At 52.3% G+C, this 12144-nt stretch carries 13 protein-coding genes and 3 tRNA genes; 6 read left to right on the forward strand and 10 right to left on the reverse strand.

Going from position 1 to position 12144, the window contains the following annotated elements; all coding sequences use genetic code 11:
• Nucleotides 1–57: 57 nt before the first annotated feature.
• The 8 genes from ACO7SM_RS18365 to ACO7SM_RS18400 form a co-directional block, all read right to left on the reverse strand.
• Nucleotides 58–834 carry a metal-dependent hydrolase gene (locus ACO7SM_RS18365; protein WP_490468698.1) on the reverse strand — a complete coding sequence of 259 codons (777 nt, stop codon included), beginning with the start codon at nucleotides 832–834 and terminating at the stop codon, nucleotides 58–60.
• Nucleotides 831–1904, reverse strand: a complete 1074-nt coding sequence (locus ACO7SM_RS18370) for a patatin-like phospholipase family protein (protein ID WP_490468699.1) — start codon at nucleotides 1902–1904, stop codon at nucleotides 831–833. The genes ACO7SM_RS18365 and ACO7SM_RS18370 overlap by 4 nt, the downstream gene beginning before the upstream one ends.
• A 123-nt stretch (nucleotides 1905–2027) precedes the next feature.
• The gene (locus ACO7SM_RS18375; RefSeq protein WP_162380798.1) at nucleotides 2028–2189 is read right to left on the reverse strand and encodes a DUF1328 domain-containing protein; all 162 of its coding nucleotides are present in this window, start codon (nucleotides 2187–2189) and stop codon (nucleotides 2028–2030) included.
• A gap of 127 nt (nucleotides 2190–2316) precedes the next feature.
• On the reverse strand, nucleotides 2317–2934 hold the full coding sequence (osmY, locus tag ACO7SM_RS18380; protein WP_192610976.1) for a molecular chaperone OsmY: 618 nt from the start codon (nucleotides 2932–2934) through the stop codon (nucleotides 2317–2319).
• Nucleotides 2935–3338: 404 nt separating this feature from the next.
• Nucleotides 3339–4928, reverse strand: coding sequence for a peptide chain release factor 3 (gene prfC, locus ACO7SM_RS18385; RefSeq protein WP_490468700.1), 1590 nt, complete (start codon nucleotides 4926–4928; stop codon nucleotides 3339–3341).
• A gap of 91 nt (nucleotides 4929–5019) precedes the next feature.
• A complete protein-coding gene (yjjG, locus tag ACO7SM_RS18390) occupies nucleotides 5020–5697 on the reverse strand; it encodes a pyrimidine 5'-nucleotidase (RefSeq protein ID WP_490470980.1) in 678 nt (225 codons plus the stop codon).
• Between the two features lie 21 nt (nucleotides 5698–5718).
• Entirely contained in the window at nucleotides 5719–6165 is a 447-nt protein-coding gene (gene rimI, locus ACO7SM_RS18395; RefSeq protein ID WP_490468701.1) for a ribosomal protein S18-alanine N-acetyltransferase, read from the reverse strand.
• The gene (locus tag ACO7SM_RS18400) at nucleotides 6134–6547 is read right to left on the reverse strand and encodes a DNA polymerase III subunit psi (protein WP_490468702.1); all 414 of its coding nucleotides are present in this window, start codon (nucleotides 6545–6547) and stop codon (nucleotides 6134–6136) included. The genes rimI and ACO7SM_RS18400 overlap by 32 nt, the downstream gene beginning before the upstream one ends.
• Nucleotides 6548–6650: 103 nt before the next feature.
• On the opposite strand from ACO7SM_RS18400, the gene rsmC reads away from it, so the two are divergent.
• The 4 genes from rsmC to ACO7SM_RS18420 all read left to right on the forward strand — a co-directional run bounded on the left by rsmC (nucleotide 6651) and on the right by ACO7SM_RS18420 (nucleotide 8175).
• On the forward strand, nucleotides 6651–7682 hold the full coding sequence (rsmC, locus tag ACO7SM_RS18405) for a 16S rRNA (guanine(1207)-N(2))-methyltransferase RsmC (protein ID WP_490468703.1): 1032 nt from the start codon (nucleotides 6651–6653) through the stop codon (nucleotides 7680–7682).
• 173 nt (nucleotides 7683–7855) lie between these two features.
• Nucleotides 7856–7942 (forward strand) — tRNA-Leu (locus tag ACO7SM_RS18410).
• A 28-nt stretch (nucleotides 7943–7970) separates the two neighbouring features.
• Nucleotides 7971–8057: transfer RNA gene (locus ACO7SM_RS18415), tRNA-Leu, on the forward strand.
• A 31-nt stretch (nucleotides 8058–8088) separates the two neighbouring features.
• Nucleotides 8089–8175: transfer RNA gene (locus ACO7SM_RS18420), tRNA-Leu, on the forward strand.
• A 38-nt stretch (nucleotides 8176–8213) separates the two neighbouring features.
• Here ACO7SM_RS18420 and ACO7SM_RS18425 read toward each other — a convergent pair.
• The gene (locus ACO7SM_RS18425) at nucleotides 8214–8489 is read right to left on the reverse strand and encodes a DUF1435 domain-containing protein (protein WP_490468704.1); all 276 of its coding nucleotides are present in this window, start codon (nucleotides 8487–8489) and stop codon (nucleotides 8214–8216) included.
• Between the two features lie 216 nt (nucleotides 8490–8705).
• Between ACO7SM_RS18425 and ACO7SM_RS18430 the strand changes: the two genes are divergently transcribed.
• Both ACO7SM_RS18430 and fhuF read left to right on the forward strand, forming a co-directional pair.
• The gene (locus tag ACO7SM_RS18430; protein WP_490468705.1) at nucleotides 8706–9770 is read left to right on the forward strand and encodes a GGDEF domain-containing protein; all 1065 of its coding nucleotides are present in this window, start codon (nucleotides 8706–8708) and stop codon (nucleotides 9768–9770) included.
• Nucleotides 9771–9883: 113 nt separating this feature from the next.
• Nucleotides 9884–10672: a siderophore-iron reductase FhuF gene (gene fhuF, locus ACO7SM_RS18435; RefSeq protein WP_490468706.1), complete on the forward strand. Its 789-nt coding sequence runs from the start codon at nucleotides 9884–9886 to the stop codon at nucleotides 10670–10672.
• Nucleotides 10673–10703: 31 nt separating this feature from the next.
• Here fhuF and ACO7SM_RS18440 read toward each other — a convergent pair whose 3' ends face one another.
• Nucleotides 10704–12047, reverse strand: coding sequence for a PTS sugar transporter subunit IIC (locus ACO7SM_RS18440; RefSeq protein WP_490468707.1), 1344 nt, complete (start codon nucleotides 12045–12047; stop codon nucleotides 10704–10706).
• Nucleotides 12048–12144 lie beyond the last annotated feature (97 nt).

Genomic DNA, 12144 nt, shown 5'->3' on the forward strand with positions numbered 1-12144 from the left:
CCCGGTGGCGCTGACGCTTACCGGGCCTACAGGTACAGCGCGTTCGCCCTCCGGCAATCAAAGATCAAACAGCGTCGTTGTATTGCGATACAGCGCATCGGCAATCACCTCTTCAGGCTCCGGGCGCAATTCGCATAACACCTCAAACACTCTGACGGCCTGTTCCGGGCGGTTCGGTTGCCCCTGAAAACCGTTCAGCGGCATGTCCGGCGCGTCCGTTTCCAGCAGTAAAGCGTCCAGCGGCAGTCGCGCCATAACATCACGCGTTTTACTGGCGCGAGGATACGTAATGGTGCCACCCACGCCAATCTTATAGCCCAGTTGAACAAAGCGCTCCGCCTGTTGCAGGCTTCCTGAGAAACCGTGTACCACGCCGGTTCGCGGCAAATTCTGGCGCTTAAGATGCATCGCCAGCGTGTCGTGCGTGCGACGCGAGTGGAGGATAACCGGCAGCTCATAACGTTTCGCCAGTTTCAGTTGCGCCTCCAGCAAGAACGCCTGCCTTGCGAACTGAGGATCGTCCCGGTAAAGATCCAGGCCAATCTCCCCTACCGCCACCACTTTCTGTAGGCGTTTATCCAGGATCTGTTGGAGTTTATCCAGGCAGTCGTCTGTGTGATGTTCAATGACAATGGGGTGCAGGCCGAGTGCGGCAAACAGCGGCGGGAACTGTTCCGCCAGCGCCAGCACGCGTGAGAAGTTCGCCGACTCCGTTGCCGGGACGATGATTTTTCCGACGCCGACATCTGCAGCGCGCTGAATACTGGCCACTTCATCGCCGCAAAAAGGCGGAAAATCAAAATGGCAGTGCGTATCGATAAAACACCGACTCACGCCAGATCCTCACTGTTGAACGCTGTGTCATTGGCCTGCGGCGCACCACTCATGGTTTTCACCTGCGCGTCGTTAGCCACCGGAGCGGCGGGCACCACCACCCTTCCGGGAACCACAATCTTCGGCGTATGGCGGATTATCGGTGGGTTTTTCGCCAGCAGTTTCCCCACCGTCGCCAAAAAATAGCGCCCGCACAGACGCCCGGTTTTGTAATCCTCACGCAATGCCGGAATGCGACTCCCCAGCGCCATGCTTTGTAACGGTTTTGGCGGGTAGATCTCAAAAATACGTAATTTACCCGGCGGCTTTTCTATAAAGCGCTGAATTGCACTGTAACTGGCTTCGTGATGCTTCACCAGATTGACCAACGGCTGCAAACTGCTTTCCCCCAGCCAGCGCTCCATACGCTTAAACCATTGTGGCGTGTAGTACATCTGCGAGGGGACGGTGCGGATCACCACCAGCGTCTTTGCCCCTTGCTTCGCCGCCTCACGAACGGGGATCGCATCGCTGACGCCGCCGTCCAGATAGCTGATACCATCAAGCTCGACGCCCGTGCGATAGAATCCAGGAATGGCGCTGGAGGCGCGAAGCAGATCGAGCCAGTTTTGTTTGGTGGGCGAAAAATAGACCGGCGAGTAGTCATCGCCGCGACAGGCGCACATGTAAAACTTTTTTCCCGTTTCAAACAACTGCGCTGCGTTATCCAGTGCCAGAGGCATCTGCCCGGCGCTCGACTCCACCAGCCAGTCGAGGTCGATGAGGTTTCCCCCGCGCACAAAGCGCACCGGATCAAAGAATTCGCGCTTCGTGGTGTACCGCATGATGATTTTGCGCCCATAGCCGGGCTGATTGCAGAGGTAAGCCGAGAGGTTTTGCGCCCCCGCGGATGTGCCGAAGTAGAGATCAAAGGGGTTGAACTGCGCGCGCATGAACTCATCCAGCACCCCAGCGGTAAAAATCCCCCGCTGTCCTCCACCTTCGCACACCAGTGCCATGCTGCCCGGGCGGAATGTGTTGATTGTTAACGGCGCTATATTGCCGAGCGTGACGGGTATTCGCTGCCCCACCTCTGCCTTCCTGTTCTTTTTGTATTATAGAGCAACAAAGTAACGCAATTTTGCCTGTGCTAAAACCGTAAAAGCCAGTCCGTTAGACTGGCTTAGTATCAACAAAACGTTACGGATTAAGCACTAGGGTCGTTTACGGCCCATAAACAGGCTGATCAGGAACAGAATAATCCCGACGACGAAGACTATTTTCGCCGCCCCTGCAGCGGTGCCAGCCAGTCCGCCAAAACCCAGAGCGGCGGCAATTAACGCGATAACCAGAAATATAATGCCCCAACGAAACATAAGCCTCTCCTTTACCCTTGTTAATGTCGACCGCTTGAGATGAGCGCTCAGGCTGCTCATTTGCGATAATTTGAGTGTGGTGCACAGTGCGCCTCCCGACAAAGTCAGGAGGGCAAATTACGAAGAATTACTGAGTTTTCAGATCATTTTTGACGCTTTTCACGCCATCAACCGCTTTGGCGATACTTTCAGCGCGCTCGATTTGCGCCTGAGAATCGACGGTACCGGAGAGCTGAACCACGCCATCGGTAGTCTCGACTTTCACTTTACGGGAGGGAACGGTGTCATCAGCCAGCAACTTCGCTTTGATCTCGCTGGTAGTTGCCGTATCGCCTGCGTAGCCTTTCACGGAATCTGATTTGCTATCACGAACATGAAGTTTGTCGCTGACGGAACTCACGCCCTCAATGCCTTTTGCCACTTTGACAGCTTCTTCTGCCTGCGCCTGGCTTTCGACAAACCCACTGAGTGTCACCACTTTCTGGTCGGTTTTAACGGAGATATCGGTGCTCTTAATGCTTTCGTGGTCCACCAGTGCGGCTTTCACTTTCGCAGTGATGGTGCTGTCATCCATGAAATTACCGACTTTATTCATAGAGCTATCGATCTTTTGCCCTGCGCTTTCAGCCCCGGATTGCGCCTTATCCATCGTAGAGGTTTCTGCAAACGCAGAGCCTGTCGCGACAGCGGAGGTCAACATAACGGCCAGCAGAGTTTTAGAAATCTTAAGTCTTGTCATAGTCATCGATTAATTCCTGTATGGTTTGCTCGTAATTTGAGCGCAGGCAACACGAGGCTGCATTGCTGAATGTGGTGAAAATCACCCAGTTCAGAAGTCAATGGCAGAGGTCACAATCAGCAATTCTTATGATGAAACTCTGCCCTGGTACCTTCTGAGTCAGTTTTTAATATCGTGATTAAAATTATTTACAGCTTTAACAACCAACATTCACAATCCAAGTAGTTGTAAAAGCCGTCAAAAATGTCATCACTTTGTTAAATATAGATCACAATCGCAAAATCGCTTGCTGATGCGGTTAAAAAACAGACAATCATAGGGAAAACAGAGGGATTTAAGAACATTCCGCAACGGGGGGAGAAGAGGGAAAACGTCGCAGAGCGCGGCGATACCGCGCTCTGGAAGGTAGATTAGTGCTCGCGGGTTTTGCGGAACCGAACGTCAGGATAACGTTCCTGCGTCAGGTTAAGGTTGACCATCGTTGGGGCGATATACGTGAGGTTATCACCGCCATCCAGCGCCAACTGGATTTCGTTTTTACGTTTGAACTCTTCGAATTTCTTCACGTCAGAACATTCGACCCAGCGTGCGGTCGCCACATTCACCGATTCGTAAATCGCTTCAACGTTGTATTCACTCTTCAAACGCGCAACCACGACGTCAAACTGCAGTACACCGACCGCGCCAACGATCAGATCGTTGTTGGCGATAGGACGGAAGACCTGCACCGCGCCCTCTTCAGAGAGCTGCACCAGCCCTTTCAGCAGTTGCTTCTGCTTCAGCGGATCTTTCAGGCGAATACGGCGGAACAGTTCCGGCGCGAAGTTCGGAATACCCGTGAACTTCATCATTTCACCCTGGGTGAAGGTATCGCCAATCTGGATGGTGCCGTGGTTGTGCAGACCGAGGATATCACCCGGATACGCCTCTTCCACATGAGAGCGGTCACCGGCCATAAAGGTCAGCGCGTCAGAAATCACCACGTCTTTACCGGTACGCACCTGGCGCATTTTCATGCCCTTTTCGTATTTACCGGAAACGACACGCATAAAGGCAACGCGGTCACGGTGTTTCGGGTCCATGTTGGCCTGAATTTTAAAGACGAAACCGGTGAATTTTTCTTCCTCGGCTTCTACCACACGCGTATCGGTTTTGCGCGGCATCGGCGCAGGCGCCCACTCCACCAGACCGTCCAGCATGTGATCCACACCGAAGTTACCCAGTGCGGTACCGAAGAAGACCGGCGTGATTTCACCGGCCAGGAACAGCTCATGATCGAATTCGTGAGATGCGCCTTTGACCAGCTCCAGCTCATCGCGCAGTTGTTGCGCCAGCTCTTCACCGACGGCTTTATCCAGATCCGGGTTCTCCAGACCTTTCACGATGCGCACTTCCTGGATGGTGTGCCCTTTACCAGTCTGGTAGAGATACACTTCATCTTTATAGAGGTGGTAAACGCCCTTGAACAACTTACCGCAGCCAATCGGCCAGGTGATTGGCGCACAGGCGATTTTCAGCTCGCGCTCCACTTCATCCATCACTTCCATCGGATCACGGATGTCACGGTCGAGTTTGTTCATAAAAGTGAGGATCGGCGTATCGCGCAGACGGGTGACTTCCATCAGCTTACGGGTACGGTCTTCTACACCTTTCGCGGCGTCGATCACCATCAGGCAGCAGTCCACCGCCGTCAGCGTACGATAAGTATCTTCCGAGAAGTCTTCGTGCCCGGGGGTGTCCAGCAGGTTAACGAGGCAGTCATGATACGGAAACTGCATCACAGAGGTGGTAATAGAGATACCACGCTGCTTTTCCATCTCCATCCAGTCTGATTTCGCATGCTGACTGGAGCCACGACCTTTTACCGTACCGGCGGTCTGGATAGCCTGTCCGAATAACAACACCTTTTCGGTGATGGTAGTTTTACCGGCATCCGGGTGAGAAATAATGGCAAAAGTGCGGCGTTTGGCCACCTCTTGCAAGAAAGGAGACAACGTCATAGTCAAATCTTCTTAGGTAAGCACGGCTAAGGCCGGGCATGTTGAATACGAAAAATTGCGGCTATTTTACCCATCAACAGGGGGGAGGCAATCAGTGTTTACACAGGAGCTGCTCCAGTTCGCTTAATGACGTCACCGTCCAGGTCGGCTGAATGCCCGCAGGCTGCTCACGATGGTGCGCATTTAGCCAGCAGGTGGATAACCCGGAATTGATACCACCAAGAATATCAGACTCTGCGGTATCGCCTACCATCAGCACGCGAGAACGGTCAGGGTTGCCCGCCTGCTCCAGCGCATAATCAAAAATTCGCGGGTCCGGTTTCGCCACGCCAACCTGCTCAGAGATGACCAGCAGGGAGAAATAGTCGCGCAGTCCGGTACGCTCAAGGCGAATTTGCTGCAACGCGGTAAATCCATTGGTAATAATGCCAATTTTTGTTTTACCGCGAATAGCGTTGAGCAGAGAGACAGCACCCGGTAATGGCGAGCAAATTTCCGCCATCGCATTAATAAATGCGTCATTAAGCTGGCCCGACGGCACATTCAAACGTTCAGCCCAGTCCAGGAAACGCGCGTGTTGCAACTGTAATGAAGTGATCGCACCGTTTTGATAATCCACCCACAGAGGTTGATTGACGGCCTGATAGTCCTGAAAATCTTCAGCGGTAAAGGTTACGCTATAGTCGAGAAACATCCGCTGTAAACCGGTGAAGGAATCAAACGTAAACAGCGTTTCATCGGCATCAAAGAAAATCCAGTCCCACTTCATCATTACACCTTGCCTCTTTTATTACATACTTATAGGAAGTGCCATTATGACGGCGTCCTCACGCCCATCCGCCGTCGGATAATAGTTGCGGCGGATCGTTGCCTCGTTAAAGCCTAAGCTTTCATACAGCGCGATGGCGGCAACGTTAGAGGCGCGGACTTCCAGCCATAGCGTCAGAATGCCGCGTTTTTCCAGTTCATCAATAAGATGATCCAGCAGCGCGCGTCCCAGTCCCCGACGTTGAAAATCCGGATCGACGGCAATATTAAACAGCGTCGCTTCATCCAGTACGACCTGCGTAATGGCAAAGGCCGCCAGCTTCCCGTCTACCGTCAATTGATAGTTGAGGTAGCGTTCGCCCTGATTACTGGCAAAAGTGTGTTCGCTCCACGGAAACGCATGGGCGCGTTTTTCAATCTGAAAGGCTGCGGGGAGATCAGTCGGATTGAGGGTAGAAATCGTGTTCATATGCGCAGATTTGTTGCCATAGTGCGGCGCGTGCCGTTGGGTTTTCCCGTAATTCATTAAACGCAGGACTTAATACCTGTGCGCCTTCCAGTAACAGCGGTTCGTCTGTCCCCAGCCGCCAGCTATTGCAGCGACTCCCCTGCGGCAGCATCGTGACGCGGTCAGGCGTCAATTGCAGCACCTGATCCGGGCTAAGGGTCAGCGCACGTAAAATATCGCTCATCAGCGGGTCATTCAGCGCCGGTAAGTCCTCGGCAACCATGACCAGACGAACGTGCGCAGGAAGTGAAATCGCGATCTCGCCCTGCAGCGCGCCAGGGCGACGCAGCGACCACTGCGTAATGCCCAGTTGCTGTAACTGCCAGTCTCGTCGGGATGTCATAGCGAAACGCTCCTGTCTGTCAGGGGCGCAAATATAGCAAATTCGTCGAAACTGCGCCAACAAACAACTATAATCGCCGCCTGGAACAATAGAGGAATTTTTCATGTCTGCTTTTACCCCGGCAAGTGAAGTCTTGCTGCGTCACAGTGATGATTTCGAACAAAGCCGTATTCTGTTTGCCGGAGATTTGCAGGATGACCTGCCTGCCCGCTTCGAATGTGCCGCCAGCCGTGTGCATACTCAACAATTTCACCACTGGCAGGTATTGAGCCGCCAGATGGGTGACAACGCGCGTTTTAGCCTGGTGGCGCAGGCCAGCGATGTCGCCGACTGCGACACATTTATCTACTACTGGCCGAAAAACAAACCGGAAGCGCAGTTTCAGTTGATGAACATATTGTCGCTGCTGCCTGTCGGTACGGACATTTTTGTGGTGGGTGAAAACCGTAGCGGTGTTCGCAGCGCTGAGCAGATGCTGGCCGAATACGCGCCGTTGAATAAAATCGATAGTGCGCGTCGCTGCGGTCTGTATCACGGTCGCCTGGAAAAACAGCCGGTCTTTAATGCCGACGCCTTCTGGGGTGAATATACTTGCGAAGGGCTTACCATCAAAACCCTGCCTGGCGTGTTTAGCCGTGACGGTCTGGATGTCGGCAGCCAGCTTTTGCTCTCAACGCTGACGCCACACACCAAAGGTAAAGTTCTGGATGTTGGCTGTGGCGCAGGCGTGTTGTCTGCCGCATTAGTGAGCCACTCCCCGAAAGTGCGCCTGACCTTGTGTGATGTTTCCGCGCCTGCGGTTGAAGCCAGCCGTGCAACGCTTGCAGCGAACGGCATTGAAGGTGACGTATTTGCCAGCAATGTGTTCTCGGAAGTGACGGGGCGTTTTGACATGATCATCTCCAACCCGCCTTTCCATGACGGCGTTCAGACCAGTCTTGACGCTGCACAAACGTTAATTCGCGGCGCCGTTCGCCATTTGAACAGCGGCGGAGAGCTGCGGATTGTCGCCAACGCCTTCCTGCCGTATCCGAAAGTGCTGGATGAGACATTTGGCTTCCACGAAGTCATCGCGCAAACCGGCCGCTTTAAGGTATACCGCACGGTGATGACCCGTCAGGCGAAGAAAGCCTGATTGACTGAATGTGAAGACCGGGTCTGACGCTGGCATCTGTCATCCGGTCGCCACATGCCAGGCCATTTTTACAGCAATCAATTCATCCCACGTAATTAACTATTGACGAAAAGCTGAAAACCACTAGAATGCGCCTCCGTGGTAGTGATTCTTTTTTTAAGAATCGATGGTATGCGAAGGTGGCGGAATTGGTAGACGCGCTAGCTTCAGGTGTTAGTGTCCTTACGGACGTGGGGGTTCAAGTCCCCCCCCTCGCACCATAAACCACGTTGATATTGCTCGCACTGGGCGAAGGTGGCGGAATTGGTAGACGCGCTAGCTTCAGGTGTTAGTGTTCTTACGGACGTGGGGGTTCAAGTCCCCCCCCTCGCACCAACGAGGCGATATCAAAAAGTAAGATGACTGTGCGAAGGTGGCGGAATTGGTAGACGCGCTAGCTTCAGGTGTTAGTGTCCTTACGGACGTGGGGGTTCAAGTCCCCCCCCTCGCACCAATTATCTTATTTCCCACGCTGTTTTTTCCTTCTCTGTTTTATCCCTGACTCGCGTTGATCACCACCAGCACAATGCCGCTCACCAGCGCCACACATGATGGCAGCAACACAAAGTGTCGTAACTGTTTGTGATATAACATCAATGAAGTCAGTAGCAATCCTGACACAACCATCGCTTTCCATGCTGCGAGAGAGAGATCGGCAAACGCCAGTCCGGTAATAATCATTCCAGGCAACAATATCCCCCACCCACTGCCCAGCGCACGTTGCAACATGATTTCACCTCTGACAGCAATAATGATAATCAATATCATATGATATAATTTCTCATCTGTCAGCATGGCGCATTCATCACAGCAATAAGTTTTACTTAACGATAGATGACATAAATTCAGCAGGGTGATAAATTGCTCGCTGGTTAACCTACGAGCACCATAAAACGTATACCTCTGTGAGTTTCATCCTCGCACGTTATTTTTCATTTTGTACCCCACACAACGTATCTTGCAGATTAATAACGATATTTAGATATGACAGCACAATCCTGGCGAACACTACGTACCAAGAAGTATCAATTTTCACTCCGCCTTTTTCTGTTTCTTAACGCTGCATCGGCACTGTTTGCATTAGCGTTTCCCCTATTTGAGGTCAGCACACTTCCCGCCCCGGCGGTTTTTATCGTTGCCGCAAGCACGCTGTTATTGGTCTGGCATGGGAAATACGCCGATAAAAAAATCAGTCTTCCCATCGTATCCCTGATATTTGGCCTGCTGTGGGCGAGTTATATTGCAATGAAATACAGGATGTTAGGTCATAGTGATGACGCTTTTTTAATGATTTCCCTGCTGAGCGTGTTATTCATTGGCTCCATTGCGTTTGCTAACAACATTATTGCGTTTACGCTTCACTCGTTACCTTCGGTGTTTGTCTGCTTATGGCTTAATGGCCACGATCACGGAATACGGATCCTCTATTTAATGGCCTTGCCGATGGCAGGCGTTGCCATTCAGCATGTTATCCAAAAGCGCTATGACCGCTTCGCTCAACGGTTGATGTACAACTTGCTGGAAGAGAGGGAGACACTGAACGGTCTGAGTATGCTGGATCCATTGACCGGTTTGTACAATCGTCGCGGTCTGCAAAATAAGCTGGATACCCTGCTGGCCCTGGACACCCGCGAGCACTATGTCTTACTCCTCGATATCGACCACTTCAAAGCCTACAACGATCATTACGGGCATATGATGGGCGATCAGGCGCTGATTCGCGTTTCTGCGGCCATTCGTGACGCCGTCCGTTCACGGGATATTGTCACGCGTTTTGGCGGCGAAGAATTCATGGTTTTGCTGACTGCGGTGGATCAACAACAGGCGCGAGTTACCGCCGAACAGATTCGCCAAAAAGTCTACGATCTCGAGATCCCGCATATGTTTAATGAGAGTACTGCGACAAATGTCACCATCAGCATCGGCATTGCGCCATTGGTCGATCAGGACATTGATGGCGCGATCTCACGAGCCGATAAAGCGCTGTATGAAGCGAAAAACCAGGGGCGAAATAACACGCTGGTTTTCGATGAACTCCCCCTCCCCTGATGGTTTAATCGTGCTGCGTCGCAGAGGATAGCGACAAAGCACTTGCCATCGTTTCGCTCTATCGCTAGGATTCGTAATCATTATCATTTAGATTACTATCCAGATATAGCGCTATGGCCTATCGCTCTGCTCCTATTATTGAAGATGTCATCTGGCAAGCTCATCTCCCGTCCGGGGAGCCAGCGCTTGCCGATGCCGTGCGTGAAACGATCGCGCAAACCCGCGAGCATCTACTGGAATTTATTCGTCTTGATGAACCCGCCCCGCAAGGTGTCATGACGCTGGCCCAGTGGTCTACTCCCAGCGCGTTACGCTCTTTGCTGGCGATATATTCCGATCATATCTATCGCAATCAACCCACACAGCCACGCGAAAATAAACCGCTGATTTCGCTGTGGGCGCAATGGTATATCGGACTGATGGTTCCCCCGCTGATGCTTGCTCTGCTGACTCAGGAAGAAGCCATTGATGTTTCACCTGAATATGTCAGCGTTGAGTTTCATGAAACCGGACGGGCAGCCTGTTTCTGGATTGACGTGCACCAGGATAACCGGGCGACGTTACACACTCCCCAGCAACGGATGGAAACGTTGATTCTCCGGGCGTTAATGCCCATCGTTCAGGCGCTGGAAGCCACCGGAGAGATTAATAGCAAACTCATCTGGAGCAATACCGGGTATTTGATCCACTGGTATCTGACAGAAATGAAACCGTTACTGGGAGAAGAGTTGTTGGCGACACTGCGCCAGACCTGCTTCTTCGAGAAAAAGCTGTCTGGCGGTGAAGATAACCCCCTGTGGCGAACTGTTGTTCCACGCGAAGGGCTTTTGGTGCGCAGAACCTGCTGCCAGCGCTATCGCCTTCCTGATGTTCAGCAGTGTGGCGACTGTACGTTAAAATAAGCAAGGAGCCATCGCCCCTTGCTTTTTCGCTTTATGCAACCTGCTGACTTTCCTCTTCCGTACGCTGAGCTTCTTCAGCTTCCTGCGCCAGCAACTGTTTCTCGTAAACTTTGAAGAATGGGAAATAAATCACGGCGGACACCAACGCCAGCACCACCACCAGTACTGCTGCACGATAATCCCAGCCTAACGCCCAGGCAGCCCCTACCGGTGCTGGTGCGGTCCACGGAACAACGGAAATCACGCGCCCAATCAAGTCGAGTTTCATTGCCGCCCAGGCCAGTACCGCGTTAACCATCGGTGCGAGCAGGAACGGAATAAAAAATACCGGGTTCATTACAATCGGCGTACCGAAAATGACCGGCTCGTTAATATTGAAAATGCTGGGAACCACACTCAAACGACCAATGGATCGCAGGTGGACAGACCGGCTACGCAAATAGCAAATCACCAGCCCCATTGTCGCACCGGATCCGCCGACAACAATAAAGAACGTCCAGAACGCTTCCATGAAGATATGCGGTAGCGGTGCGCCCTGCGCCAGTGCGCTCTGGTTCATCCCAAGATTGGTCAGCCAGAACATCTGTAGCATCCCGGAGACAATCGCGGCGCCGTGTATCCCCGCAAACCACAACAGATGGCCAATCAACACCGCGAGCAAAATTGCCGGCAAGGAGTCAGCCGCTGAAACTAATGGCTTAAAGATCGCCATGATGGCCTGTGGGATCAGCATATCGAATTGCGCCTGAATCAGCAGGCTCAGTGGGTACAACGTGAGAACCACCACCAACACCGGAATCAGCAGATCAAAAGAGTTTTTGATCATCGGGGGAACCTGATCCGGCAAGCGAATTCCGATATTGTGCGCTTTCAGAAAACGCATCATTTCGACGCAGTAAATCGCCACCAGGATCGCGGTAAAAATACCGGTGCCTCCGAGGCTGTCAACCGGCAGGGAACCTTTCGTTTTAGGGGCCGCAATCAGTAAAAACGCCATGATCGAAAGCATTGCGCACATAAAAGGATCTAACTGATGCGACTTAGCGTAGTGTTTCCCCAGGTTGTATGCGATGGCCGCGCAAATGTAGATGGACATGATCCCCATCGTCATATCAAACGGCGTGAGTATCTGACCTTCAAACTGTTTTGCCATATCCAGCCACGCACGGGCAAACCCCCAGGTGGTATCCGGAGAAAAAGGAGGATAGGCAAACACCAGCAAGAACGATCCGACAATCATAAACGGCATTGCCGAAATAAACCCATCGCGGATCGCCATTACGTGGCGCTGTGAGGATATACGCCCGGCAACGGGGCTAACATAGTTTTCAACAAACCGAAAAATCACATTAAACACAGCATGGTTGGTAGACATATCCGCTCTCCAGTCCGTCAAAACAACGTAGATATGCAGGCAGCAGCAGCACCGCCACGTAAGAATCCATTACCACTTTTCACAACCGTGCCGGAAT

This window comes from Citrobacter sp. LJND-P06, assembly GCF_058188415.1.